General features: G+C 61.9%; 24 protein-coding genes. 20 read left to right on the top strand and 4 right to left on the bottom strand.

Going from position 1 to position 23,499, the window contains the following annotated elements:
* The first annotated feature begins 83 nt into the window (after positions 1 to 83).
* From dsrB to LT988_RS06590, 15 genes are all read left to right on the top strand, one after another.
* Positions 84 to 1,154 carry a dissimilatory-type sulfite reductase subunit beta gene (dsrB, locus tag LT988_RS06660; RefSeq protein ID WP_232409430.1) on the top strand — a complete coding sequence of 357 codons (1,071 nt, stop codon included), beginning with the start codon at positions 84 to 86 and terminating at the stop codon, positions 1,152 to 1,154.
* Positions 1,155 to 1,207: 53 nt separating this feature from the next.
* The gene (gene tusD / locus LT988_RS06655) at positions 1,208 to 1,600 is read left to right on the top strand and encodes a sulfurtransferase complex subunit TusD (RefSeq protein WP_232409429.1); all 393 of its coding nucleotides are present in this window, start codon (positions 1,208 to 1,210) and stop codon (positions 1,598 to 1,600) included.
* A gap of 12 nt (positions 1,601 to 1,612) precedes the next feature.
* Positions 1,613 to 2,023 (top strand): sulfurtransferase complex subunit TusC, encoded by a 411-nt coding sequence (gene tusC, locus LT988_RS06650; RefSeq protein ID WP_007193784.1) that lies wholly within the window; start codon positions 1,613 to 1,615, stop codon positions 2,021 to 2,023.
* Between the two features lie 9 nt (positions 2,024 to 2,032).
* Positions 2,033 to 2,341 carry a sulfurtransferase complex subunit TusB gene (gene tusB / locus LT988_RS06645; RefSeq protein WP_232409428.1) on the top strand — a complete coding sequence of 103 codons (309 nt, stop codon included), beginning with the start codon at positions 2,033 to 2,035 and terminating at the stop codon, positions 2,339 to 2,341.
* Between the two features lie 28 nt (positions 2,342 to 2,369).
* Positions 2,370 to 2,708, top strand: coding sequence for a TusE/DsrC/DsvC family sulfur relay protein (locus LT988_RS06640; protein WP_232409427.1), 339 nt, complete (start codon positions 2,370 to 2,372; stop codon positions 2,706 to 2,708).
* Between the two features lie 79 nt (positions 2,709 to 2,787).
* Complete coding sequence (locus LT988_RS06635) at positions 2,788 to 3,519, top strand: respiratory nitrate reductase subunit gamma (RefSeq protein ID WP_232409426.1); 732 nt, start codon at positions 2,788 to 2,790, stop codon at positions 3,517 to 3,519.
* Between the two features lie 38 nt (positions 3,520 to 3,557).
* The gene (dsrK, locus tag LT988_RS06630) at positions 3,558 to 5,090 is read left to right on the top strand and encodes a sulfate reduction electron transfer complex DsrMKJOP subunit DsrK (protein WP_232409425.1); all 1,533 of its coding nucleotides are present in this window, start codon (positions 3,558 to 3,560) and stop codon (positions 5,088 to 5,090) included.
* A 111-nt stretch (positions 5,091 to 5,201) separates the two neighbouring features.
* A complete protein-coding gene (locus tag LT988_RS06625; protein ID WP_232409424.1) occupies positions 5,202 to 7,166 on the top strand; it encodes an NAD(P)-binding protein in 1,965 nt (654 codons plus the stop codon).
* Positions 7,167 to 7,183: 17 nt separating this feature from the next.
* Positions 7,184 to 7,657 (top strand): sulfur reduction protein DsrJ, encoded by a 474-nt coding sequence (locus LT988_RS06620; protein WP_232409423.1) that lies wholly within the window; start codon positions 7,184 to 7,186, stop codon positions 7,655 to 7,657.
* A 1-nt stretch (position 7,658) separates the two neighbouring features.
* Positions 7,659 to 8,459, top strand: a complete 801-nt coding sequence (gene dsrO / locus LT988_RS06615) for a sulfate reduction electron transfer complex DsrMKJOP subunit DsrO (RefSeq protein WP_232409422.1) — start codon at positions 7,659 to 7,661, stop codon at positions 8,457 to 8,459.
* Positions 8,460 to 8,480: 21 nt separating this feature from the next.
* Positions 8,481 to 9,734 (top strand): NrfD/PsrC family molybdoenzyme membrane anchor subunit, encoded by a 1,254-nt coding sequence (gene nrfD / locus LT988_RS06610; RefSeq protein ID WP_232409421.1) that lies wholly within the window; start codon positions 8,481 to 8,483, stop codon positions 9,732 to 9,734.
* Between the two features lie 137 nt (positions 9,735 to 9,871).
* Positions 9,872 to 11,254 carry a cobyrinate a,c-diamide synthase gene (locus LT988_RS06605; protein WP_232409420.1) on the top strand — a complete coding sequence of 461 codons (1,383 nt, stop codon included), beginning with the start codon at positions 9,872 to 9,874 and terminating at the stop codon, positions 11,252 to 11,254.
* 248 nt (positions 11,255 to 11,502) lie between these two features.
* On the top strand, positions 11,503 to 11,817 hold the full coding sequence (locus LT988_RS06600; RefSeq protein WP_232409419.1) for a HesB/IscA family protein: 315 nt from the start codon (positions 11,503 to 11,505) through the stop codon (positions 11,815 to 11,817).
* A 20-nt stretch (positions 11,818 to 11,837) separates the two neighbouring features.
* Entirely contained in the window at positions 11,838 to 12,956 is a 1,119-nt protein-coding gene (locus LT988_RS06595; RefSeq protein WP_232409418.1) for a sulfur reduction protein DsrS, read from the top strand.
* A gap of 294 nt (positions 12,957 to 13,250) precedes the next feature.
* Positions 13,251 to 13,460: a DUF2061 domain-containing protein gene (locus LT988_RS06590; RefSeq protein ID WP_232409417.1), complete on the top strand. Its 210-nt coding sequence runs from the start codon at positions 13,251 to 13,253 to the stop codon at positions 13,458 to 13,460.
* Between the two features lie 63 nt (positions 13,461 to 13,523).
* Here LT988_RS06590 and LT988_RS06585 read toward each other — a convergent pair whose 3' ends face one another.
* Complete coding sequence (locus LT988_RS06585; protein ID WP_232409416.1) at positions 13,524 to 14,396, bottom strand: SDR family oxidoreductase; 873 nt, start codon at positions 14,394 to 14,396, stop codon at positions 13,524 to 13,526.
* 20 nt (positions 14,397 to 14,416) lie between these two features.
* The gene (locus tag LT988_RS06580; protein ID WP_232409415.1) at positions 14,417 to 15,676 is read right to left on the bottom strand and encodes a glucose-1-phosphate adenylyltransferase; all 1,260 of its coding nucleotides are present in this window, start codon (positions 15,674 to 15,676) and stop codon (positions 14,417 to 14,419) included.
* 212 nt (positions 15,677 to 15,888) lie between these two features.
* Here LT988_RS06580 and gpmI point away from each other — a divergent pair, with 212 nt between their 5' ends.
* The 5 genes from gpmI to sohB all read left to right on the top strand — a co-directional run bounded on the left by gpmI (position 15,889) and on the right by sohB (position 20,336).
* Positions 15,889 to 17,436, top strand: a complete 1,548-nt coding sequence (gpmI, locus tag LT988_RS06575; RefSeq protein WP_232409414.1) for a 2,3-bisphosphoglycerate-independent phosphoglycerate mutase — start codon at positions 15,889 to 15,891, stop codon at positions 17,434 to 17,436.
* A gap of 3 nt (positions 17,437 to 17,439) precedes the next feature.
* Positions 17,440 to 18,279 (top strand): thymidylate synthase, encoded by an 840-nt coding sequence (locus LT988_RS06570; protein ID WP_232409413.1) that lies wholly within the window; start codon positions 17,440 to 17,442, stop codon positions 18,277 to 18,279.
* Positions 18,280 to 18,428: 149 nt separating this feature from the next.
* Positions 18,429 to 18,827: an HI0074 family nucleotidyltransferase substrate-binding subunit gene (locus LT988_RS06565; protein ID WP_232409412.1), complete on the top strand. Its 399-nt coding sequence runs from the start codon at positions 18,429 to 18,431 to the stop codon at positions 18,825 to 18,827.
* Positions 18,809 to 19,156: a nucleotidyltransferase family protein gene (locus LT988_RS06560; RefSeq protein ID WP_232409411.1), complete on the top strand. Its 348-nt coding sequence runs from the start codon at positions 18,809 to 18,811 to the stop codon at positions 19,154 to 19,156. The genes LT988_RS06565 and LT988_RS06560 overlap by 19 nt, the downstream gene beginning before the upstream one ends.
* A 163-nt stretch (positions 19,157 to 19,319) precedes the next feature.
* Positions 19,320 to 20,336, top strand: a complete 1,017-nt coding sequence (gene sohB / locus LT988_RS06555; RefSeq protein WP_232409410.1) for a protease SohB — start codon at positions 19,320 to 19,322, stop codon at positions 20,334 to 20,336.
* A 48-nt stretch (positions 20,337 to 20,384) separates the two neighbouring features.
* Here the strand turns inward: sohB and LT988_RS06550 are convergent, their stop codons facing one another.
* Positions 20,385 to 22,379: an alpha-amylase family glycosyl hydrolase gene (locus LT988_RS06550; protein ID WP_232409409.1), complete on the bottom strand. Its 1,995-nt coding sequence runs from the start codon at positions 22,377 to 22,379 to the stop codon at positions 20,385 to 20,387.
* Positions 22,380 to 22,571: 192 nt separating this feature from the next.
* The gene (locus LT988_RS06545) at positions 22,572 to 23,492 is read right to left on the bottom strand and encodes a PfkB family carbohydrate kinase (RefSeq protein WP_232409408.1); all 921 of its coding nucleotides are present in this window, start codon (positions 23,490 to 23,492) and stop codon (positions 22,572 to 22,574) included.
* Between the last annotated feature and the right edge of the window lie 7 nt (positions 23,493 to 23,499).

Raw genomic sequence — 23,499 nt, 5'->3', positions numbered from 1 at the left:
GGATCTGCGAGATCCCGACGTGCAGGCACTGACGGGTGCCGCCGACTGACTTACCATCAGACTGAAATATTGGAGTTAAGGCGATGGCAGACATGCGTGAGCCGATCGAATCCGGATGCCCTGATCCCTGGCAATATATGCATCCGATGATGCGCAAGAATTTCGGCCAGTGGAAATACCACGACCATCCTCGTCCGGGAGTCCTGCTCCACGTTGCCTACAGCGGCGACAAGATCTGGACGGTGAAGGCGGGAACGCAGCGCATTCTCGATGTCTTTACCCTGCGCAAGCTGTGCGACATCGGCGATGAGTTCGCCGAGGGCTATGTGCACTTCACGCTGCGTTCCAACATCGAATACATGGTGACGGACGAGGCGAAAGTACAGCCCCTGATCGATACGTTGGAAGGTGCCGGCTTCGTCGTCGGCGGGACCCAGAACTCGGTGGCGATGATCTCGCACACGCAGGGTTGGTTGCACTGCGACATCCCCGGTACCGACGCATCGGGCGTCGTGAAGTCCATGATGGACGAACTCATCGACGAGTTCCGCAACGCCAATATGCCCAATCGCGTCCACATCACGACGTCCTGCTGCCAGATCAACTGCGGCGGTCAGGGCGACATCGCGATCAACATCCAGCACACCAAGCCACCGAAGATCAATCACGATCTGGTTGCGAACGTCTGCGAGCGTCCGTCGGTCGTTGCGCGTTGCCCGGTCGCAGCGATTCGCCCGGCCATGGTCAACGGTAAGCCTTCGCTGGAAGTCGACGAGCGCAAGTGCATCTGCTGTGGTGCCTGCTATCCGCCCTGTCCGCCCATGCAGATCAACGACGCCGAGCATTCCAAGTTGGCGATCTGGGTCGGTGGCAACCACTCCAACGCCCGCGGTAAGCCAACCTTCCAGAAACTGGTCGCGGCCGGCATCCCGAATAACCCGCCGCGCTGGCCCGAGGCAACCGCCATCGTCAAGCGTATTCTCAAGGCGTATAAAGAGGGCGCGCGCGATTGGGAGCGGGTCAACGAGTGGATCGAGCGCATCGGCTGGCCCCGCTTCTTCGAAGAAGTCGAGCTGCCCTTCACCAAGTATCATATCGATACCTGGCGCGGCGCACGGGCCAGCTTCAACAGCTCCTCCTACATCCGCTTCTAAAGGCGGGCTGCGGGATCGGTTCAAGAGCTATCGCAATCAGTCGAGAGGTCGGCATGAAGTTCGCACTTCAGATCAACGAGGGACCCTATCAGCATCAGTCATCCGACTCGGCATATCACTTTGCCAAGGCGGCACTGGAGAAGGGGCACGAGATCTTTCGGGTCTTCTTCTATCATGACGGGGTCAACAACTCGACGCGTCTGACGACGCCGCCGCAGGACGACCGCCATATCGTCAACCGTTGGGCGGAGTTGGCCGAGCAGCACAATCTCGATCTGGTCGTCTGCGTGGCCGCGGCTCAGCGCCGCGGCATCGTCGACGAGGGCGAAGCGAGCCGCAACGGCAAGGATGCCACCAACATTCATCCCAAGTTCCGTATCTCCGGACTCGGGCAGCTGGTCGAGGCGGCCATCCAAGCCGACCGTCTCGTCGTCTTCGGCGACTAAAGGAGAGTTGAGATGTCGGAAGTCGTGAAGAAATTCATGTACCTCAACCGCAAGGCGCCTTACGGGACCATCTATGCCTGGGAGGCGCTGGAGGTGGTGCTGATCGGAGCCGCCTTCGATCAAGACGTCAGCGTGATGTTCCTCGACGACGGGGTCTACCAGCTCACCAAGGGCCAAGACACCAAAGCAATCGGCATGAAGAACTTCTCGCCGACATTCCGGACCCTGGGCGACTACGAGGTCAAAAAGATTTACGTGGACCGTGCCTCGCTGGAGGCCCGCGGTCTGACCCAAGAGGATCTTGTCGAGATCGCCTGGGAGGACTTCGAGACCGAAGAAGAGATCGAGAACATCGTCGAAGTGATCGACTCGGCCCGCGTCGGCGAGCTGATGAACGAATCCGATGCGATCTTTAGCTTCTAGAGGGACGTCATGAGTATTCTGCACACCGTCAACAAGTCGCCGTTCGAGCGTAATGCGCTTGAGTCCTGTCTGAAGTTCGCCACCGACGGCTCGGCCTTGTTGCTGTTCGAAGACGGCGTTTATGCTGCCCTTAAGGGGACCGCCGTCGAGCCCCATGTGAGCGATGCGCTCGGCCGTCTGAAGGTCTATGTCCTAGGCCCGGACCTTCAGGCCCGCGGCTTCTCCGCGGAGCGCATCATCGAGGGTATCAGCGTCGTGGACTATGCCGGATTCGTGGATCTTGCCGCGGAAAACGGGAAAGTTCAGGCCTGGTTGTAGTTTTTCAGAAACCGATAGGAGCATCGAGATGTCAGACACGATCGAAGTCGAGGGCAAGCAATACGCCGTGGACGAGGAAGGCTACCTCGCCAACCTGAACGACTGGGTGCCGGGTGTGGCCACCGTGATGGCAGCGCAGGACAACATCGAGTTGACCGACGAACACTGGGACATCATCAACTTTTTGCGCGAGTACTACGAGGAGTATCAGATCGCACCCGCGGTCCGTGTGCTCACGAAGGCTGTCGGCAAGAAGCTCGGCAAGGACAAGGGCAACAGCAAGTATCTCTACAGCCTGTTCCCCTACGGCCCTGCGAAGCAGGCTTGCCGTTTCGCCGGACTGCCGAAGCCGACCGGCTGCGTCTGACGCGGCGGCCGTGACCGGGGGCGAGCGCATTTCTGACTCGACCCCCGGCGACTCTCCGATCCATTGAGGTACCGGGCACATGTCGTTCCTGACCATGGTCTACGCCTATTTGTTTTACTTCGCAGCCTCGGTGTTGTTGGCCGGCGTGGCCTTCAAGGTCGTCCAGTACGCGCGCACCCCGGCTCCGCTGAAGATTCCGACGACACCGGCACCGACCACCCGTTCGGGTGTGGTGTTCCGAATGACGCGAGAAGTCGTGCTCTTCGAGAGCCTGTTTCGGGGCAACAAGTGGACCTGGATCTTCGGTTGGATCTTTCACTTCGGTCTTTTTCTCGTCACCCTGCGCCATTTGCGCTACTTCATAGAGCCGGTGTGGCTCCCGATCGAGCTGGTTCAGCCGTTTGGCATCTACGGCGGAATGGCGATGGTCGTCGGTCTCGCGGGCTTGTGGGCGCGACGCTTCTTCGTCGACCGCGTCCGGTACATCTCCTCGCCCTCGGATCACCTGATTTTGGCGCTACTGATCGCAATCGGTTGCACCGGCCTGCTCATGAAATTCGTCTTTCACACCGATGTCGTCGCGGTGAAATCGTTCTTCATCGGACTCTACAGCTTCGACCCGCAGCCGCTGCCAGGTGATCCGCTTCTGTTGCTGCACCTGTTTTTGGTCGCTGCCTTGATGATCATCTTTCCCTACAGCAAGTTGCTCCATGCGCCGGGTCTCTTCTTCAGTCCCAGCCGCAATCAGGTCGACAACCCGCGCGAGCACAGACACGTCGCGCCATGGGCGAAACGACTCGAGCAGGAATAGATTTTTCGCGCCATCCAGTCCGCAGCAAAGGTTGATCCATGGCTAAGGCAACGTTTGAAGTTCCCGAGCTGAGTCAGTACCTCGACGTCCCACCCGTGACGCCGGATACCATGGCTCACAGCAAGCCGTTCGTGGCCAAGCCCGAGTTCCAGGCGCAACTCGGCTTTCCCGGCGAGCTCATGGACGACTGGCAGGAGAAAGCGCTCGACAAGATGGGCGAGCTCCTCGGAAAGTATCGCTCCTTGCGGGTCTATCTGGACTCTTGCGTCAAGTGCGGTTCCTGCACAGACAAGTGTCATTACTACCTGGGCACCCAGGATCCGAAGAACATGCCGGTGGGTCGGCAGGACCTGATGCGCAAGGTCTACCGGCGTTATTTCACCCTGGCCGGAAAGCTCTTTCCGAAACTGGTCGGGGCCGAGGACTTCACCAAAGACGTTCTTGATGATTGGTATAGCTACTACCACCAATGCTCGCAGTGTCGGCGCTGCTCGGTCTTCTGCCCCTACGGTATCGACACGGCCGAGATTTCCATGGCGGCCCGCGAGATCATGGACAGCATCGGTGTGGGGCAAAAGTACTGCAACGAAATCATCGGCAAGGTCTATACCATCGGCAACAATCTAGGCCTGCCCGGACCCGCGCTGCGTGACACCCTGGAAGGTCTCGAAGAAGACGTCCTCGACGATACCGGTGTGGCCGTACGCTACCCGATGGATGAGGTCGGCGCCGAGATCCTCTTAGTGACGCCCTCGGCCGACTTCTTTGCGGAGCCGCACGTCGACGGCTTGATCGGCTACGGAAAGGTCTTTCACGAGGCCGGTGTCACTTGGACGCTGAGCTCGCATGCGTCCGAAGCAGCCAACTTCGGCATGTTCATCGGCTCGTACGAGAATATGCGCCGGGTCGCCCAGCGCATCCGCGAAGCCGCGATCCAGCTCAAGGTCAAACGCATTGTCTTCGGAGAATGCGGCCACGCATGGCGCGTCGCCTACAGCTTCCTGAACACCTTGGCGGGCCCCTGGGACTTCCTGGATCCACGATATCCGGTGCCGCAGCACATCTGCGAGTTCACCTACAACCTCATCCAAGAGGGCAAGCTTAAGTTCGATAAGAGCGAGAACGACGACAAGGTTCTCACTTATCACGACAGCTGCAACGTCGCCCGGGCATCGCGCATGGGCAATACGCCCGGCGGACAGTTCGAGATTCCGCGCGCCATCATTCGGGCGACCTGCAACCACTTCTACGACATGGACGAGGACACCATCCGCGACCGCACCTTCTGCTGCGGCGGTGGCGGCGGATTGTTGACCGACGACCTCATGGAGCTGCGCGTCAAGGGCGCGAAGCCGCGTGTCGAGGCCCTCAACAACGTGATGCTCGAAAAGGGCGTGACGCACATGGCCGCAATCTGTGCCATCTGCAAAAGCCAATTCACGAAGGTGCTTCCTTACTACGGCATGGAGATGGACCAGATCGTGAGTCTGCACCAGCTGGTGTCGAACGCCATCGTGCTGACCGGACAGGATGTCGAGGACGACGAAGACGAGGCGGACGAGGCCGCTTGACCCCCCGGAGTCCTGCGCCGAATAGCGCGGGCTTCGCGGGCCGTGAGCTGCACGCTGATACGAACCCCCTGACGATGCATCAGGGTTCAACCGGTACGGAGAGTGATCGACATGGCGACTTCAACCGACGAAATGAAGAGTAAACCTTCCTGGCGCCGTTTCGAGGACGGTCAGCATGAGTGGGAGAAGTTGACGGATAAGATCTTCAATCAGGACACTTCCCACAAATGCCCGACCTATGTCCATAAGACGCCGCCGTGTCAGGGCAGCTGTCCGTCCGGCGAGGATATTCGGGGCTGGCTGCAGATCGTGCGTGGAATGGAAAAGCCGCCGGCAGGGATGGACTGGCATGAGTATGCCTTCCGTCGCTCGACCGACGCCAACCCCTTCCCGTCGATGATGGGACGGGTCTGTCCTGCCCCCTGTCAGGACGGCTGTAATCGCAACGCCCTCGAGGACTTCGTCGGGATCAATGCCGTCGAGCAGTTCATCGGTGATACCGCGATCGAGAAGGGTTACGGGTTCGAAGCCGCCCCCGTCGACACCGGCAAGCGTGTCGCCATCATCGGCGGCGGACCGGCCGGTCTTGCTGCCGCCTACCAGCTGCGCCGCAAAGGACACGCCGCGACCATCTTCGAGGCCAACGACGGACTCGGCGGGATGTTCTTCTACGGGATCCCCGGCTACCGCGTGCCGCGCGACAAGCTCAACGCCGAGATCCAGCGCATCCTCGATATGGGTCAGATCGAGGTTCGCCTGAAGACCAAGGTCGGCACGGATGTGACCATCGATCAACTCGAGAAAGAGTTCGATGCGGTGCTCTGGGCGATCGGTTGTCAAAGCGGTCGAGGTCTGCCTGTCCCGGGCTGGCAGGGCACGCCAAACTGCGTCTCCGGTGTCGCTTTCCTTAAGGCCTTCAACGAAGGCCGTATGAAGATCACCGCGGATAAGGTCGTCTGCGTCGGCGGCGGCGACACCTCGATCGACGTCGTCTCGGTCGCCCGCCGGCTCGGTCATATCAGCAAGACCGGACCGAAGGATCTCCCCGAAACCGTAATCCACGACGGTTATGTTGCGCATGACGCGGCCATGACCGCTGCTGCCGAAGGCGCGGAGGTGACGCTCACCTCGCTGTTCACGCGCGACAAGATGACGGCCTCCGAGCATGAGGTTCACGATGCGACCCATGAGGGCGTCACCATCCTGGACGGCGTCATGCCGCTGGAGGTCATGCTCGGCGAGAACGGTCGGGCGACCGGACTGCGTGTCGCCGACTGCCAAATGGTCGACGGCCGTCCGACACCCGTCGAAGGGACCGAGCGCGTCCTGGCGGCCGACTTGATCGTCGCGGCGATCGGTCAGGGCGGTGATCTGACCGGCCTCGAGGACCTCGACAACGGGCGCGGTCTCATGAACGCCGACAAGTTCTATCAGGTGCCGAACAAGCCTGGTCACTTCGTCGCGGGCGACATCATTCGCCCGCATCTCTTGACGACGGCGATCGGTCAGGCGTCCATCGCCGTCGACTCCATCGACGAGTACGTCCGTCAGGTCGAGCACAAGCGTCGCCCCAAGGTCGATGTCCACCACTTCAACCTGCTCGAGAAGATGACCGAGGCGAACCTCGCGCCCGAGTCGTTCGTTCCCGACGAGCGCGGAGACATGCGCGGAACCTCGAGCGCAAACTATGCGATCCACAACTACGAGGATCGCTCGGGTGCCGAGGTGATCCCGCATGAAGAGCTTTTCCTCGGCCACTTCAACTTCCACCCCCGCAATCTGCGTAAGGAAGAGGTACCGAGCTCCGACGACGTCCTCGGCCACTTCAAGGAACGGGTGATCGGTCTCGCCGAGGCCGAGGCAATCGACGAGGCCAAGCGCTGCATGAGCTGCGGCATGTGCTTCGAGTGCGACAACTGCGTGATCTTCTGCCCGCAAGACGCTGTCTTCCGGGTCGACAAGAGCAGCCGAACCACCGGGCGCTATGTCGACACCGACTATGCCAAGTGCATCGGCTGCCACATCTGCGCCGATGTTTGCCCGACCGGGTACATCAAGATGGGTCTCGGCGAGTAAGCACAGTGGAGGCGTCGATGGCAAAAGCCGCAGTGAGAGCTGGCCTCGTCGCCGTTGGACTGGCTTGGGTGCTGGTTGCCCAAGTCGTCCTGGCGGCCGACGCGAAGACCTATGTGCTCGAGGGATCCAAGGCCGCGACCTTGGAGTCCTGTGTCGAGCCGACCGATGTGATGCGGCGCAAGCACATGGAGCTCATCAAGCACCAGCGCGACGAGACGGTCCACGGCGGCATCCGCTCCAGCAAACACAGTCTTGCCGGTTGTGTCGCGTGTCACATCCGCTCCGACGCGGAGCAGGGGCCGACACCGATTCATCATAAGGACGAGTTCTGCGGTGCCTGTCATGCCTTTGCGGCGGTCAACTTGAACTGTTTCGATTGCCATGCGTCCGTGCCCAAAGGGCCGGATGCCGAGCTGGCGTCGCACGCTGCCTTCCAAGCCGTCGGAGGCGATCGATCGGTTCAGGCTCGACCTGATGGGGAAGACCACTGAGATGAAAGATCACCACGAATCAACCGATCATCCGGTCGACACCGGCCCCGCCGATTCTGGACGCAGGGCGTTTATGGGCGTCGCCGCCGGCGTGACGGCGGCGGTCGTCGCACCCGGGGTCGTTCTGCATTCCGTTACGGCAGCACCGCGCTCGGAAGCGGTGACCAGCGACGTGCGCTGGGGCCTGCTGATCGACACCGCGAAATGTGTTGACGGGTGCTCGGCCTGCGTCGAGGCATGCGATCGCGAGAACGGCCTGAATCTTCAAACCAAGCCAGAGGGCGCATCGCAGGGGCATTGGGACGACCAGAAGGCGGTCTGGATCCGCAAGGTCAAGCTCCAGGACAATCAGACCGGGCGTGTGACCAATCTCCCGATGATGTGTCAGCACTGTGAGAATCCCCCGTGTGTCGACGTTTGCCCGACCGGGGCTTCGTTCAAGCGGGCCGACGGTATTGTGATGGTTGACCGCCACACCTGTATCGGCTGCCGCTATTGCATGATGGCCTGTCCGTACAAGGCCAGGAGCTTCATCCACAAGGTGATGGAGGAACAACTCACCCTCGTACCCCGCGGCAAGGGATGCGTGGAGAGCTGCAACCTCTGTGTGCATCGGCGCGATTTCGGGCAGGAGTCGACCGCTTGCGTCGATGCGTGTCGCGAGGCCGGGCATGAGGCGATCGTCTTCGGTGACCTCAAAGATCCCGAAAGCAACATCCGAAAGCATCTCGCCGAGATGTCGAGCCGCCAGATCCGAGAAGATCTGAGCTTGAACACGGGCGTTCGGTATTCCGGAATCTGACCTGGGCGAGTGGAGCAGGACATGAAGCGAATCATCTATCGCGAGTGGCGAATTCCGCCGGCTCGGTACTGGAGTCTCCTCGGCATTCTCGCCTCGGTTGTCGGAATCGGTGCGCTCGCCTTCGCTTACATGGAGCACGAAGGACACTGGGTCACCGGGATGAGCAACTCGGTGGTCTGGGGTACGCCTCATGTCTTCGCCGTATTCCTCATCATTTCGGCCTCCGGCGCACTGAACATCGCCTCGATCGGGACGGTCTTTCGCAAGCCGCTCTATAAGCCGCTCGGACGGCTCTCCGGGCTGCTCGCCGCGGCGCTCCTGATGGGTGGTCTGTTGGTCCTGGTACTGGATCTCGGGCGCCCGGAGCGTTTGGTGGTGGCGATGACCACCTACAATTTCCGGTCGATCTTCGCTTGGAATATCTTCCTCTACTCGGGATTTATGGCGATCGTGATCGCCTATCTCTGGAGCATGGCGGACCGCCACGGCGAGCCTTACAACCGCCCCATCGGGATCGTCGCAACCTTCTGGCGGCTGGCGTTGACGACGGGTACCGGCTCGATCTTCGGTTTCCTGGTCGCGCGCCAGGCCTACGACGCCGCCATCCTCGCACCGATGTTCGTCGTGATGTCTTTCGCATACGGTCTCGCCATCTTCATGCTGGTGTTGATGTTCACCTTCGCGGAGGAAGGTCGCCCGATCGGCGAGCGCATCCTCTGTCGTCTCAAGAATCTGCTCGGCATCTTTATTCTCGGCGTCTTCTATTTCACGCTGGTCTACCATCTCACCAAGCTCTACGGGGCTAAGAACCACGATCTGGTCGGCTGGCTTCTCCTCGACGGCGGAATCTATACGTTCATGTTTTGGGTCGGTTGGGTCCTGGTCGGCGGCCTCATGCCGCTCGGGATCATCTACCACCCGGTGCTGAGCAAGGACAAGAACTGGATTGCGGCTGCCTGCGGCTTGGTGATCGTGGGCGGGTTGGCCAGCATGTACGTCATCATCATCGGCAGCCAGGCGTATCCGATGCAGATGTTCCCCGGGCAGACGGTCCTGGCGTCCGGTTTCTTCGACGGTGTTCAGGGCGAGGCGTCACGATATCGCCCGACGATTCCCGAGGTTCTGCTCGGACTCGGCGGTGTGGCTGTTGCCCTACTGGTCACGTCGGTGGGTGTACGGGTTCTGCAGTTCCTTCCGGAGTCACTGGCGGATGATGTTCTGCCGGTCGACGAGGAGAAGATCGTGGAGCAGGGTCCGGCAGGCGCCAAAGCCTGATGTGAGCCGGTCGGCCCGTCCGGCGAGGACGGGGCCGGCGTGGCTCTATGTGACCCCGGATGTCCGGGCCTGCGTTTGCTGTCGGATGCGTGCGGCCATCGAAATTCCTAAGCAGTCGAAGCTCGGGTGACGGGTCGATGTCGCATCTCTACATCTCCGCGGCTCAGAAGTCATCGGGCAAAACCACCCTCTCCATCGGGCTGTGTCGTGCTTGGCGTGACATGGGCGTACGCGTTCAGCCCTTCAAAAAGGGCCCTGACTACATCGACCCGCTCTGGCTGACCGAGGCTTGCTCACGCCCCTGCTATAACCTCGATTTCCACACCATGGGGCGCGCGGAGGTCGTCGACGCCTTCGCGCACGAGCTCGACACGGCGGATCTCGGACTGATCGAGGGCAACGTTGGCCTTTTCGACAGCATCGATCCCGCAGGCTCCAACAGCAACGCCGAGCTCGCCAAGCTCCTGGGCTCACCCGTCGTGTTGGTGGTCAACTGTCATGGCATGGGACGTGGCATCGTCCCCCTTCTGCTCGGTTACCAGGCCTTCGACCGCGACCTGAATCTTGCCGGTGTGATCCTCAATAAAGTCGGCGGGGCTCGCCATGCCCGCAATCTGATCGCCGCGCTGGAACACTATACCGATCTTCCGGTGCTGGGCGTCATGCATCGCGACGACGACATCGAGATCGCCGAGCGCCACCTGGGCCTGATGCCGAGCAACGAGGCTCAGGCCGCCGAGGCATGGATCGACCGCATCCGGGTGCGGGTGGCCGAGCAGGTCGACCTGAGTCGGATGCTTGCGATTGCCGAGGGTGCACCCTGTCTGCCAACCCCGGCTTCTGCCTCGTTGATTAAGGTGCCCACGGGGGATGTGGTGCGTATCGGAATCGCCCGCGACGCGGCGTTCGGCTTCTACTATCCGGACGATCTGCGTGCGCTCGCCGCAGCGGGTGCCGAGCTGGTCGAGTTCAGCCCGCTTGTCGATCCGGCGCTTCCACCTGTGGATGCCCTCTACATCGGCGGGGGGTTTCCCGAATGCCGTATGGCCGAGCTGGAGGCCAATCGAGGAATGCGCGAGCAGGTCGCCGATTTCATTGCCGGGGGCGGGCCTGTCTACGCCGAATGCGGGGGGCTGATGTATCTGTGCGAGGCGATCGGTTGGAAGGACGAGCGACGCGAAATGGTGGGCGCGCTCAAGGCCGAGGTCCGATTGCATGCGCGACCCCAAGGGCGCGGCTATGTACGACTGCGCGAAACCTCGGATTTTCCATGGCCGGGCGAGCCGGGTGGGAGAGCCGGCGAGATTCCCGCGCACGAATTTCACCATTCCTCGGTCCTCGCGCCTGACCCCGCGTGGCGGTACGGCTATGATGTGCTGCGAGGTGTCGGAATCGACGGCGCCCATGACGGGGTTGTTCAAGGTCATCTGCTGGCCTGTTACAGTCACCTCAGGGACGTGGGCGGCGTCGGCTGGACGCGGCGCTTCGTCGAGCACGTCCGGCGCTGCCTCGGGGCTTAGCGCGCGGCCGATTCGGTTGGCGGTTGGCGCCCGGACATGTCAGCGCGGGATTCCGCCGTCCGCTCGGCGACTGTAACGTCTAAAGGCCTGCTGGTATCGCGCTTCCAACCCGCTCCGACCGCGAAGTCGTCGAGCCCGCAGTCGGAGCATTCATCGGTTGAAGTGATGCAGATCACGTCCGGCGGGGTTTGGAGCGGAGCGGATCGGACGCATCTCAAGCGACTATTCAACAGGATAATAGGTCTCAGATGTTTAAACTTACGACAGCAGCGGCCGATCAGGTGCTTAAGGCGGCACAGCAAGGCGGCACCGAGGGTATGTCACTCAGGTTGGCCGCGTTTCAAATGCCCGATGGGGCGATCGACTATCGGATCGGTTTCGACGAGCCGACGGAGGACGATATCCGCATGGCCTGTGAAGGCGTGGATATCGTCATGACGCCCGAGCAGGTCCCGCTGCTTGACCAGACAACGATGGACTACGTGGAGATGGAGCCGGGCCAGTTCCGATTTATCTTTCTGAACCCGAAGGATCCGCACTACAAGCCGCCGACCGAGGTCTGATTGGGGCAGGCCGAGTCGCCATGGATCTCAGCACCGAAGACAGCTTCCGGCTGAACGTCCTGCTGGCCAATCGCCCGCAGGCCATCCGCATCGACGAATCCAAGCTGATCGTCTATGGTCTCGGTCCGCAGGGCGAGGCGACCGTTCGTCTCAACCCGAACGCACGTCCCGATCAATATCTGCGTCGCGTGAAGGAGCTTATTTCCGGACATGTCCTGGGCTCTCCCGGCGGTTATCCCATCTATTTGAGCCGCTGGACCCGAATGGGTCAGATGCGCGACGAGAGCCTGGAGCAATTGCTCCTGCTCGGCGAGCCGGAGGCCGTCGTGGCGGCCGTCTGCTCGCCCGGCCTCACCGACGAACTGGCTCGGCGCGCCTGGTGGGCCATGGAGGATGCGGAGAATGCACGCCGCATGCTGAGCAACCCGGGGATCGTTGCGGGGAAGATGGGTCGGGTTCTGGTGGACTATCTCATCGACTATCTTCCGTTCGAAACCGAGAGCGACAAGATCACCGAGTCGATCAGGCTGATCCTGCAGACCGGTCTCGTCGACGCCGATCGGCGTGACGACCTCTGGAAGAAGGCCTCACGCAAGCAGGTCTATCTTGTCGGCTTCCTGCAGGCGCTGCCCGATGATTTGCCCCCGAGCGCGGATGCGAGTCCTCGCCATCTGCCCGAGCCCATCGCCCGGTTGGCTGACGCGGGCAACGTCTGTGCGGCGCTCTTGCGGCGGGTCTACTCGCCGGCGGGCCAGGCATTTGTCGAGACGGTCGCCAAGGTGTTGGCGAAGCCGCCGAGCCAAGACGTGGTCACCGCGACCTTCGACCTTTTGAGGGAGTACTTCGCGGCCGTGCGGCCGGACGGAGATCCGGACCTCTCGATCGCGGATCTGATCGGCGATGCCGAGCGTTTCGCGACCACCGAGAGCCCCGATTCGCACGTCGTCCGGCTCCTGCGAGATACCCCCGACATCGCCCCCGAGGTCGCTGCCATGAGGGTCCTCTCCGGTGTGGGCTATGGGCTCATCCGTGCACTGGCGCTGGATCCAAGCGTCCTCGGCAGCCTGATGCGTCGTAAGCTCACACCCGTCATCGAACCGCTCCAGGATCGGCTGGGCCTTCTCGCAAGAGGCCGATGATGTTCCGCGTAGCCTCGATCATTAGAGCGACCAGGCCAACCGACCTTCAGGGACCTGGTGACATTCGCTTCGCGGTGTCAAGCGTGCCCCGTGGCGCTCCGCGCCGTGCGGTCAACGAGGGTGTGATCCGAGACTCGAGGTTTTGACCGGCCGCGGCAGACGGGCGACCTCATGGGTCACGCGCCTGCGGCTTATTTGATTGTCGTTTACGATCGCCAAGTTAAGAACAATCGATTTTTAAGATTGACGCATCGCCGCTATGCTCCTGCCAAAGCGTTGAAAAGGAGCACTCACATGGCCAAAACGATCACGTTCGCGATCCTGCACATGACGGTGGCGTTCAGCGTGGCCTACCTGTTGAGCGGCAGCCTCCTGGTCGGCGGGGCGATCGCCCTGGTCGAGCCTGCGATCAACACGGTGGTCTATTTTTTCCACGAACAGGTTTGGGAGCACATCCGGCAAAAGCGTGCAGACGGGGTCCCGGGCAGCCTACTGCCCGCCTGAGACGGCGTTTCGATCCCTGGCTTTCCCGTTGGCCGCCGATGAGACGAGCCGCAGCGCTCAAACCTAAGACGGCTCGGTGTCTTGGACGAAACCGACGAGTCTCTCGCTGATGTCCCAGAGTCGCCGATTGGCGCCGGGGTCGAGCGCCTGAGACGGTGCCTTGATGGGCCGACGGTCTCCGAGATACTGCCCCGTGACTGCGTCCAGGTCGGGTGATCGGGCCGCGTAGAGCACACGCTCGGCGGCTTGCGTCGGGGTCGGCAGGGCCCAACCGAGCAGCAGGTCGACTGATTTCCAGAAGACACCTTGTGCGCCGTCCGATCCGCCGAGGTTGGATCGAAAGACGCCCGGGAAGACGCAGTTGACGGTCACCTCGGTGCCGGCAAGCCGCCGCGCAAGCTCGAAGGTGAAGTGCAGATTGCCGAGCTTGGACTGGCCGTAGGCCTGCATCATGCGATAGCGGCGCCGTGTCCAGTCCAGGTCGTCGAAATCCATCGCGGTGTCGATGCGGGTTCCGACAGTGATAATGCGGGCGGGCGCGCTGGCCTTGATGCGCTCGAGCAGGAGGCCGGTTAGCAAAAAAGGGCCGAGATGGTTGACGGCCAGCGAGCGCTCGATGCCCTCCGGGCTGATCCGGCGGCTTGCATAGGCGGTTCCGGCATTGTTGATCAGGACGTCGATGCGTTCGAAGCGGTCGAGGATGTCCGTCGCGGCTTGGCGAACCTCCTGCTGGCTGCCAAGGTCCGCGATGAAGAGATGGATGTCTCGATTGCCGGTTGCGGCAACGATGTCGTCTCGGGCGGCCCGACCGCGCGACCGGTTTCGGGCAAGCATTCCGACGCGCGTCCCGTCGCGGGCAAAGGACTCAGCGAGGGCTCTTCCCAGCCCGGAGTTGGCTCCGGTAACGAGGACCGTCTTGCGATTCGCATCCGCCATACACCACTCCCGCGCTGACGCTATTCGGAATAGCCGCCGCGTCCGGTGCCGCGGGTGTCGCGTGCGAAATAGCTGACGCGCCCCATCGGAACCACGGTCACGCCCCCTGCAGTGACATGGAAGCGTTGCTGATCCTTCACCGGATCGAAACCGATCCGGTCGCCGGCCTCGATGACATTGTGCCGATCGACGATGACGTTGCGCAGGCGAGCGCCGCGGCAGATGCGGACATAGTCCATGACGATGCAGTCCTCGAGGACAACGTCCTCTTCGATCACGGTCTCACGCCGGATGATCGAGTTGGTCAGTCGAGCACCCTCGTGGATCATGGTCGCCGCGCCCAGGAGGGTATTGCGCAGCTCGCCGCCGAGCACCCGAGCAACAGGTCCCTGATAGCCGCTCGAATAGATGGGCCACTCGGGGTTGAACATGTCGAAGACCGGTTCGCCGCCAAGGACATCTTTGTGGGCGTCGAAATAAGCATCGATGGTGCCGACGTCGCGCCAGTAGACCGAGGTCTCGTAGGGGTGCACCCCCGGTATGACATTCGTCGCGAAGTCGTAGGCGAAGAGTCGATGGGTGTTGAGCAGCCGCGGAAGCACATGCTGGCCGAAGTCCGATTCGCCGGCGGCCTCGCTCTCCTTGAGTGCCTGCATCAGGACCTTTGCGTCGAAGATGTAGTTGCCCATCGAGGCGAAGGCCATGCTCGGATCGCCGGGCAGCGGGGAGGGATTCGCAGGCTTTTCCTCAAAGGCGTTGATCCGACCCTCTTCGTCCGCGGCGATCACGCCGAAGCTCGACGCCTCGGCGAGCGGTACCGGCAAGGCTGCGATCGTCACGTCGGCGTTGCGCGCCTTGTGGAAATCGACCATCTGTCGGATGTCCATGCGGTAGATGTGATCGGCTCCGAAGACGGCTACCAGGTCGGGCCGATGCTCCTCGATCAGCGCGATGTTCTGATTGACCGCGTCGGCCGTGCCCTGGAACCAATGCGTCCCCGACATCATCTGGGGTGGTACGACGGTCACGAATTGGCTCTGCAGCAAGGGCGAGATGGTCCAGGCCTTGCGGACATGTTCGATGAGGGATTGCGACTTGTACTGCACCAGGAGATAGATGGTCTGGATCTGGGAGTTGACCAGGTTGCTGAGCACGAAGTCGACGATGCGGTAGCGGGCGCCGAACGGTACCGACGGCTTGGAGCGTGCCGTGGTCAGCGGCTGGAGTCGCGAGCCTTGGCCACCGGCCATGACGAAAGCGATGATTCGATCGGTCTGCATGGTTCCTCCGCTTGCCCCGCATTCAGGAGCTTGTGTTGTGATGGCTGGATCCGATCATTAGACCCACATGAGGATGATAAACCCGTCGACCTGAGCTTTCCCGATTATCGCAGGTCCGTTCGACACGCCGTCGGATGCGATCGAAATTCGGGCGACGTATCCTCCCGAATGTCTACAATGGTCCACCCCGACGGTAGAGGAGTAAGCGAGAGATGAGTCAGCCGAGGAAGAAGGTCCCAGGACGCCCGGTCATCCTGATCATCTTGGACGGTTTCGGTCTGAATCCGGCCAAGGCCAACAACGCGGTCGTACTCGCCGACACGCCGAACCTCGATCGGTATCTCTCGAGCTATCCGCACACCGCGCTGCAGGCCTCCGGGCTGGCGGTCGGGCTCCCCGACGGTCAGATGGGCAACTCCGAGGTGGGGCACATGTGCATCGGCTCTGGCTGTGTCGTGCTCCAGGATTTGGTCCTGATCGATCGCGCGATCGACGACCGCAGCTTCTTCGACAACCATGCCTTGGTGAATGCGGCCCGTGCGGCAGCGGAGCAAGGGCGGCCGATTCATCTCATGGGCCTGGTCTCCGACGGGGGTGTCCATAGTCATGTCCGTCATCTGGCAGCGTTGATCAAGCTGTGCAAGCGTCAGGGTGCGCGCCCGATGGTCCATGTCTTCACGGACGGTCGGGATACCCCGCCGCGCTCGGCCCGGAGTTATCTCAAGTGTCTCGACGAGGCGCTGGAGACCTCGGGCGGGCGGATCGCCACCGTCAGCGGACGCTATTACGCGATGGATCGGGATAATCGTTGGGATCGTACCGAGATGGCTTGGCGGGCCATGGTCGACGGCGAAGGCCGGCATGCCGAGAGCGCGCGGGAGGCGATCGAGGCGGCCTACGCCGCGGGCGAGGACGACGAGTTCATCCGTCCCACGGTTGTTGCAGGCGCCGAGCCGATCCGCGACGGCGATCAGGTGATCCACATCAACTTCCGCAAGGACCGTCCGCGACAACTGGTTTCGGCCTTGCACCAGCCGGATTTCGACAAGTTCGATCGCCGCGGCGTCACCCAGGTCCAGGTCACCGGAATGATGGAGTACGACCCCTGGTTCGGCCTGCCCTTTGCCTTCGACACCGATACGCCGAAAACGACCCTCGGGCAGATCCTGAGCGACGACGGTATCGCGCAGTTTCATTGCGCCGAGACCGAGAAGTACGCGCATGTGACCTTCTTCTTCAACGGCGGGCGGGGCGACCCCTTCCCCGGCGAGGAGCGCGCGCTCATCCCCTCGCCGAAGGTCGCCACCTACGATTTGAAGCCGGAGATGAGCGCGCCCGGGGTGGCGGATGCCGTCATCGAAGCACTGCGCGGCGGCGATTTTCCTTTTATCGTGGTGAATTTCGCCAACGGCGACATGGTGGGTCATACGGCCGTTCGCGAGGCGGTGATCGCCGCCGTGGAGACACTCGATCGCGAGGTCGGCCGGGTGCTCGATACGGCCGTGGATTCTGGCTACTCGGTCATCCTGACCGCCGATCACGGCAACTGCGACGAGATGGTCGATCCGGTCACGGGTGACCCCCATACCCAACACACGATCTACCCGGTGCCCTGTCTGGTGATCGACGAGGTGCCTTGGCGCCTCTCGGTTGGCGGCGGGATCAAGGACATCGCGCCCACGGTCCTGCATCTGATGGGCATCCCCATCCCGGAACAGATGGACGGGCACTCCCTTCTGCTCGGGCCGGCGACGGTCTGACGGATGCGCGTCTATCTCGATCTGCTGCGCGACGTGATCGACAACGGTATTGACAAGGCCGACCGTACGGGCGTGGGGACGCGCTCGGTGTTCGGTCGTCAGGTGCGCTTCGATCTGACGCAGGGTTTTCCGCTGTTGACCACCAAGCGGGTGCATACCAAGAGCCTGATCCACGAGTTGCTGTGGTTCTTGGCCGGCTCGACGGACAATGGGTGGCTGCGGGATCGCGGCGTGACGATCTGGGACGAATGGGCCGCCGAGGACGGAAGTCTCGGACCCATCTATGGTGCCCAGTGGCGCAGTTGGGCCTGTCCGGACGGTCGTGTCATCGACCAGCTCGCCGAGCTGGTGGAGACCATTCGGATCCGACCCGATTCGCGTCGATTGGTGGTCTCGGCCTGGAATCCGGCGGATCTTCCTGACGAGACCCGCAGTCCGCGCGACAACGTGCATGCCGGGCGTATGTCGCTTGCCCCCTGCCATTGTCTCTTTCAGTTCTACGTCGCCGAAGGGCGGCTCTTCTGCCAACTCTATCAGCGTAGTGCCGATCTCTTCCTCGGCGTCCCCTTCAATATCGCCAGCTACGCCTTGTTGACCCATCTGATCGCGCACCAGTGCGATCTGCAGGTCGGCGAATTCATCCATACCTTCGGCGACCTGCATCTCTACCGCAATCATCTGACCGACGACATCGTCTTCGCGCAGCTCGGGCGCGAGCCTCGGGCGCTGCCGCGGTTGCGTCTGCTGCGTCGTCCGCCGAGCCTGTTCGATTACCGTTTCGAGGATATCGAGATTGTCGGGTATGAGCCGGATCCCGCGATTCGCGCGCCCATAGCGGTTTGACGGCTGCAGAGTGGGATCGGATGAGGCTTGTGAGGGGCAGGCTCAGGGTCGGGATCGTCCTCCCGGCATCGATTGGTATTGGCCTGCAAGGACGGATCGATCATTCCGGCAGGCCGAGTTAGGCTCCGTTGAATTCAGCCGAGACGGTCATGGACATTGAACGACTGAACGAACGTACAGCGGATTTCCTCAAGGGTGTACATCAGCTCGAACGGGCGGTGGCGCAACCATTTAATGAATTCACGCGCGATGCCGTCATTCAACGCTTTGAATTCTGTTACGAGCTGGCCTGGAAGATGCTCAAGCTCAAGCTGGAACAGGAGGGCATCAGTGCACTCACCCCAAGGCAAGCTCTGCGGGAATCCTTGCAGGCCGCCCTGCTTGACGATGGCAATGCCTGGAGCGAGATCCAGCGCTATCGCAATCTCACCAGCCACACCTATGACGAACGTCTGGCCGACGAGGTGTATGCCTTCATCGGAAACCAGGCCCTGGCGCGATTTCAGGCATTGGCACGCGAGGCCGTAGCATGGCAGAGTCAACCTTGACCTTTGGCCTTTCGGAGCGCATCCGCGCCGACTTCATCCGTGTTTTCGCGCGCTATCCCGGCATCGAGCGCGTACTGATTTTCGGCTCGCGGGCCAAGGGGCGAGAGCGGGCGGGTTCGGATATCGATCTGGCCGTGATCGCGCCCCGGATGAGCGACCAGGAATTCGCCCGTCTCTGGAACGAGATCGACGACTTGCCGCTGGTGTTCAAGGTGGACCTCCTCCATTGGGACAGTCTCGCGAACGCACGGTTGAAGGATAAGATCCCGGTCGAAGGACGCCCCTTTTACGAGCCGTCCGCGGATCGCCCGGCGAGGAGCGCGGCATGACGTCAATGATCAAATCCCGTGGCATCCATTCTATTGATCAGTCGAGTGAGCACCGGGTGAGCGGTCGGGCGGCGAGATTTGCGCGTTCGGTTGTTTGTTCTCCTGTTAGGTTGCGAGGTCTTACGCAATATCCACGAACTTTCCGGGCGAGGAGTTGCCGCTGATGGAGTCACTGATTCAAGTCGTGCTCGAATACGGGCTTTTTTTGGCCAAGACGATCACGATCCTGTTCGGAATTGCGGTGCTGCTGATCCTTGCCATGCGCCTTCGACAAGGCGGCCACGGCGACTCGGAGCAGTTGGAGATCACCGATCTCAACCAGCGCTATCGCGATCTGACCTCTGAGCTGAAGGCGTTTTCGCTCTCGAAGAAGGCGTTCAAGGCGTACCGAAAGGCGGAGCACAAGGAGGAGAAGGCCCGCGAGAAGGCGGGGCATGCCGATCGCAAGCGGCTCTTCGTCATCGAGTTCAACGGCGACATCCGGGCCAGCGAGGTCGGAGCGCTGCGGGTGTTGGTGACGACCCTCCTGATGGAGGCTCGCGATGGCGATCAGGTCTTGGTGCGTCTGGACAACTCGGGTGGTCTCGTGAGCGATCACGGGCTGGCCGCGTCGCAATTGGCCCGCATCCGCGACAAGGGCATTCCGCTGACGGTCGCGGTCGACAAGGTCGCCGCCAGCGGTGGATATCTCATGGCCTGTGTGGCGGAGCGCATCATCGCCGCGCCCTTTGCGGTCATCGGCTCGATCGGTGTATTGGCCGAGTTGCCCAACTTTCATCGCTTGCTGGAACGCTACGGGGTCGACTTCGAGCTCCATACCGCCGGCGAGTACAAACGCACGCTCACGCTCTTCGGCGAAAACACCGACGAGGGTCGTCAAAAGCTTCGCGAGCAGTTGGAAGAAACGCACGCACTCTTCAAGTCATTCGTCGCGACCTATCGTCCGGCACTTGACCTCGACCGCGCGGCCACCGGCGAGTATTGGCACGGCCAACGTGCGGTCGAGCTCGGTCTGGTGGATGCCATCCAGACCAGCGACGACTTCCTTCTCGCCGCGAACAGTGAAATGGATCTCCTCAAGCTCAAATACCGCGTTCGCAAGAAGCCGATCGAGCGCATTCTCTCGAGTATCCGAGCGAGCTTGGACGGCGCCGTTGCAAACTGGCGCCGTACAAGCTGAGCGAGGATCCCGACGTATCGATCCATCCGCCCCGAAGACGCGGTCCGATCAGCTTCGGAGCGGGCTTCCGTCGAAGAACGCCCCCGGGCGTTGGTTGGACAGCCAGTAAAAATGGTAGGGCGGGACCACCACCCGGTTGTTGAAGACGGCGGGTGATTCGCCCGAGGCCAGATCGATGATCTGTCCGTAACGAAAGAGGCCGCGTCGATTCAGGGTGTCGAGATCCAGATATTGAGGTTTGGCGTCGAAGTTCGCCGCGACCAAGACCGAGTTGGCGGCCAGGCTCGGATGGGTGCGCAGAAAGACGAAGAGATGCGGATTCTCGACGTCGATGAGCTCGCGGTTGTTGAAGTCGGCGAATGCCGGCGTGTCCTTGCGCACGGCGATGAGCCGTTTCAGGCCGTCGAAAAGGCTGCGTTCGACGGTCCCGCTGATATGACGTCGTTCTGCGCGCGCCCAGTCGATCCGTGGACGATGGATCCAGCGCGCGTCGCTCGCCTTGTGCGTGTCGTTGAGGAAGGAGTTGTCGTTGAGCGTGCCGATCTCGTCTCCGTACCAGAGCAGGGGGATGCCGCCGAACGAGAGGATCATGGCGTGCAGCATCAGGATGAGATCCACAACCTGATCGATCGCATGCTGATCCTCGGCCTCGAGTGCCGATTCCAGACCCGCGAGCGATGCGAGCGCGCCGGCAATGCGGGCATCGCCGGTCTTGAGGTTGACGCCGAACGGCCTCCCGCGCGCCGGGGAGCCCTCGAAGGCGCCGGTATACCAATCCACCAGAAAACGACGGTGCGAGTAGGGGTCGTAGTCGCATGCGCGGATGTCGGCGTCGTCGAAACCCAAGCCGATGTCGTCGTGACACCGTAGGTAATTCAACCAGGTCGCTCGATCGAGCTTGTTCGGCAGGCTCTTGATGCCCTGATTGAGGAGTTTGGCGTTTTTGGTCGCGACGGCGTCCCAAAGCAGGGCCATGAAGGTGGCGTTGTAGGCGATCTCGCATTCCTTGGCGATGACTGCATCCTCGCCGAAGTATTTGATGATCTCCGATGGGGCCACGATCGCCTCGGCGATGAAGAGCACGCCCGGCGCCGTGACCTGGCAGCAGTCCTTCATGAGTTGCAGGATCAGGTGCGCCTCGCGCTCGTTTTGCGAGGTCGTACCGATCTTCTTCCAGAGGAAGGCGACCGCGTCCAACCGCACGATGTCCGCCCCCTGGTTGGCCCAGAAGAGGATGATATCGAGCATCTCGATGAAGACGGCAGGGTTGGAATAGTTCAGATCCCATTGATAGTTGTTGAAGACCGTCATCACCCACTTGCCCATCTCCTCGTCCCAGGTGAAGTTGCCCGGGGCGTTCTCCGGGAAGATCTCGGGCATCGTCGCCTCGAACATGTCGGGGACGTCGCGGTTGGGGAAGCAGTAATACAGGTTTTGGTAATCCGGATCGCCTTCGCGGGCGCGCTGCGCCCATTCATGTTCGTTGGAGGTGTGATTCACCACCACATCGAGCGTGAGCAACATGCCCCGCTGACGCATGGAGTCCGCGAGTACCCGGACGTCCTCGACAGTGCCGGCACGCGGGTCGATGTCGCGGAAGTCGCTGACCGCGTAGCCGCCGTCGCTCGCGCCTTGCGGGCATTTGAGGATCGGCATCACATGAACAATGTTGACGCCGAGCTCTTGCAGGTAGGGCAGGTGCTCGTTGAGTCCCTGCAGGTTGCCGGCGAATCCGTCCGAATACAGCGCCATGCCGACCCATTGTTGGCTCAGGAACCAGTTGTGGTCCTCCTCGCGCGCCATGTCGACCTGCTTGAGCGCCGCCGGGCGGTCGATATAGGCTCGAGCAAGACGCTCGGTGAGGTGCACCATCTGAGCCTTGAAGTCTTCGCGATGACCGTAGAGATGGAAAAACAGCGAATGGATGGCGTAGAAATTGGCGCCGAGGCGTGTGTAGAAGTGCCGAAGATCCTCGCGACAGATCTCGCGGTCGAATTCATCGAGAATGTCGTTGAGAAGGGCGTGTGAAACCTGTTCGTACATTTGAACTGCGTCCGGAGTCTGTGAGTGCTGTGAATTGTTTTTTGTGGGTCTGGCGGCCACCCATCGTCTCGGCGGAGACGCAGTTCAAAATCATTTAAGTATTTGAATCTTTGAACCGCGCGGCGCCGATCCTTGCAAGGGAGTGACCGCTGTCGGTGGGTGGCGATCCGCGCATGAACTGTTGATCGCGGTTCAAATACCCCATTGATCGAGGTAAGGCCGATAGAGTGCGGGATCGGCAGCCGTTGCGCCATGCTGCTCGACGATGCGAGAGGCGAAAGATTGAGCCCGCTCCAGGGTCGCCTCGAGCGGCCAGCGTCGAACGATGCCGAGGATGAGCACGGAGGCGAAGGCGTCGCCCGCGCCGACCGTGTCCTTGACCGTGAGCGCGGGTGCCGGAGCGACGCGCACCGGCGAGGTCTCGCGGCCGAGTGCGAAGGCACCGTCGCCGCCGAGTGTGACGACGAGCCCGGTCAGGTCGTGTCGGGCAAGGAATGCCGACGCCAGTAGCGTGAGCTGCGCATCATCGATGTCTTCGGTGTTCGCGCCGGAGCCGTCCGCCAGGAGGGTCAGCTCGCCGCGGTTGAGCTTGACCCAGTCGGCATCCTGCAACAGTGCGCGGGTCTCGTCGGCAGACCACCAGGGGTCGCGAAGATTCACGTCGAGGAAGCGTATGCCGTGGCCGCGTGCCTTGAGCGCCTTCAGCGCCGCGGCGGAGACGGGGCGGCGCAGGGCCAGCGTGCCGTGATAGAGCAGCTCCCCGGCCGGCGGAAGGTCGACGGTGCGGATATGGTCGAAGGCGCGATCGGGAATGATGTCGTAGGTCGGCTCGCCCTCCTCGAGCGTGATCCGCACCTCGCCGGTGGCATGATCCGGATCGGTTTGCAGGGTGCTCGTGTCCATCCCCCAGTCCTGCATCGCGCGGCGCACCTGTTTGCCTTCCGGGTCGTCGCCGACCGAACTGATCAGTCGTGGCGATGTCCCGAAGGCGCGCAGATGCCAGGCGACGTTGAAAGGCGCTCCGCCGAGGACGCGTCGACCTCCGGGGAAGCAGTCAAAGAGGACCTCGCCGAAGATGTCGACGATCGGTTGCTCGGCTGACAAATCTGACATGGGCTGG

It is taken from the genome of Thiocapsa bogorovii (assembly GCF_021228795.1).
GTDB lineage: Bacteria > Pseudomonadota > Gammaproteobacteria > Chromatiales > Chromatiaceae > Thiocapsa > Thiocapsa bogorovii.
The sequence above is the reverse complement of the archived record's forward strand: the minus strand, read 5'-3'. Positions and strand labels throughout refer to the sequence as shown.

Bases quoted from the DNA above. Each gene is read 5' to 3' on its own strand.
- dsrB (WP_232409430.1), top strand. From the start codon at position 84: ATGGCAGACATGCGTGAGCCGATCGAATCCGGATGCCCTGATCCCTGG.
- tusD (WP_232409429.1), top strand. From the start codon at position 1,208: ATGAAGTTCGCACTTCAGATCAACGAGGGACCCTATCAGCATCAGTCA.
- tusC (WP_007193784.1), top strand. From the start codon at position 1,613: ATGTCGGAAGTCGTGAAGAAATTCATGTACCTCAACCGCAAGGCGCCT.
- tusB (WP_232409428.1), top strand. From the start codon at position 2,033: ATGAGTATTCTGCACACCGTCAACAAGTCGCCGTTCGAGCGTAATGCG.
- LT988_RS06640 (WP_232409427.1), top strand. From the start codon at position 2,370: ATGTCAGACACGATCGAAGTCGAGGGCAAGCAATACGCCGTGGACGAG.
- LT988_RS06635 (WP_232409426.1), top strand. From the start codon at position 2,788: ATGTCGTTCCTGACCATGGTCTACGCCTATTTGTTTTACTTCGCAGCC.
- dsrK (WP_232409425.1), top strand. From the start codon at position 3,558: ATGGCTAAGGCAACGTTTGAAGTTCCCGAGCTGAGTCAGTACCTCGAC.
- LT988_RS06625 (WP_232409424.1), top strand. From the start codon at position 5,202: ATGGCGACTTCAACCGACGAAATGAAGAGTAAACCTTCCTGGCGCCGT.
- LT988_RS06620 (WP_232409423.1), top strand. From the start codon at position 7,184: ATGGCAAAAGCCGCAGTGAGAGCTGGCCTCGTCGCCGTTGGACTGGCT.
- dsrO (WP_232409422.1), top strand. From the start codon at position 7,659: ATGAAAGATCACCACGAATCAACCGATCATCCGGTCGACACCGGCCCC.
- nrfD (WP_232409421.1), top strand. From the start codon at position 8,481: ATGAAGCGAATCATCTATCGCGAGTGGCGAATTCCGCCGGCTCGGTAC.
- LT988_RS06605 (WP_232409420.1), top strand. From the start codon at position 9,872: ATGTCGCATCTCTACATCTCCGCGGCTCAGAAGTCATCGGGCAAAACC.
- LT988_RS06600 (WP_232409419.1), top strand. From the start codon at position 11,503: ATGTTTAAACTTACGACAGCAGCGGCCGATCAGGTGCTTAAGGCGGCA.
- LT988_RS06595 (WP_232409418.1), top strand. From the start codon at position 11,838: ATGGATCTCAGCACCGAAGACAGCTTCCGGCTGAACGTCCTGCTGGCC.
- LT988_RS06590 (WP_232409417.1), top strand. From the start codon at position 13,251: ATGGCCAAAACGATCACGTTCGCGATCCTGCACATGACGGTGGCGTTC.
- LT988_RS06585 (WP_232409416.1), bottom strand. From the start codon at position 14,396: ATGGCGGATGCGAATCGCAAGACGGTCCTCGTTACCGGAGCCAACTCC.
- LT988_RS06580 (WP_232409415.1), bottom strand. From the start codon at position 15,676: ATGCAGACCGATCGAATCATCGCTTTCGTCATGGCCGGTGGCCAAGGC.
- gpmI (WP_232409414.1), top strand. From the start codon at position 15,889: ATGAGTCAGCCGAGGAAGAAGGTCCCAGGACGCCCGGTCATCCTGATC.
- LT988_RS06570 (WP_232409413.1), top strand. From the start codon at position 17,440: ATGCGCGTCTATCTCGATCTGCTGCGCGACGTGATCGACAACGGTATT.
- LT988_RS06565 (WP_232409412.1), top strand. From the start codon at position 18,429: ATGGACATTGAACGACTGAACGAACGTACAGCGGATTTCCTCAAGGGT.
- LT988_RS06560 (WP_232409411.1), top strand. From the start codon at position 18,809: ATGGCAGAGTCAACCTTGACCTTTGGCCTTTCGGAGCGCATCCGCGCC.
- sohB (WP_232409410.1), top strand. From the start codon at position 19,320: ATGGAGTCACTGATTCAAGTCGTGCTCGAATACGGGCTTTTTTTGGCC.
- LT988_RS06550 (WP_232409409.1), bottom strand. From the start codon at position 22,379: ATGTACGAACAGGTTTCACACGCCCTTCTCAACGACATTCTCGATGAA.
- LT988_RS06545 (WP_232409408.1), bottom strand. From the start codon at position 23,492: ATGTCAGATTTGTCAGCCGAGCAACCGATCGTCGACATCTTCGGCGAG.